At 73.3% G+C, this 716-nt stretch carries 1 protein-coding gene; it reads left to right on the plus strand.

Going from position 1 to position 716, the window contains the following annotated elements; translation table 11 throughout:
- Nucleotide 1: 1 nt before the first annotated feature.
- The coding region (locus tag GJ693_RS16445) for a cysteine desulfurase family protein (protein ID WP_456238827.1) at nucleotides 2-716 on the plus strand (715 nt) is incomplete at its 3' end.

Below are 716 nucleotides of genomic sequence, written 5' to 3' on the forward strand. Positions count from 1 at the left end.
CGTGGCCGACGCACTGGCGCTGGTGGGCAACCCGTCGAGCGTGCATGCCGGCGGCCGCGCGGCGCATGCGCTGCTGGAAAGTGCGCGCGACGCCGTGGCGCGCTTTGCCGGGGTGGCCGCGGAGCAGATCATCTTCACCAGCGGCGGCACCGAGGCCATTGCGTTGGCGGCCACCGGCGCGCGGCTGGACGGCCCGGCGCAGCCACAGCTGTTGGTGGGCGCCACCGAACATAGTGCGGTCTTGCAGGCGCGCGCGGATGCTGTGGTGCTGCCGGTCGATGGCCAGGGCGTGATTGACCTGGCGGCGCTGGCCGATGCGCTGGCCGCAGGCCCGGCGCTGGTGGCAGTACAGGCGGCGAACAATGAAACCGGCGTGATCCAGCCGATCGCAGAGGTTGCGGCGCTGGTGCGCGCTGCCGGCGGGCTGCTGTTGGTCGATGCCGTGCAGGCGGCGGGCAAGATGCCGTTGCCGGAGGCCGATTTCATCGCGATCTCCGCCCACAAGCTGGGCGGCCCGCCCGGCGTTGGCGCACTGATCGTGAAGGACCCGGGCAGCCTCATTGCTGTACAGCGCGGCGGCGGGCAGGAGCGCGGTTATCGCGGCGGCACGCCGAACCTGCCCGGCATCGCCGGCTTTGCCGCGGCGGTGGCCGAGGCGCCGGATTGGGCGCCCTTTACCGCCCGGCGCGCCCGGCTGGAGGCGCAACTGCAGGCCG

This window comes from Sandarakinorhabdus oryzae (genome assembly GCF_009733735.1).
GTDB classification, from domain to species: domain Bacteria; phylum Pseudomonadota; class Alphaproteobacteria; order Sphingomonadales; family Sphingomonadaceae; genus Sandarakinorhabdus; species Sandarakinorhabdus oryzae.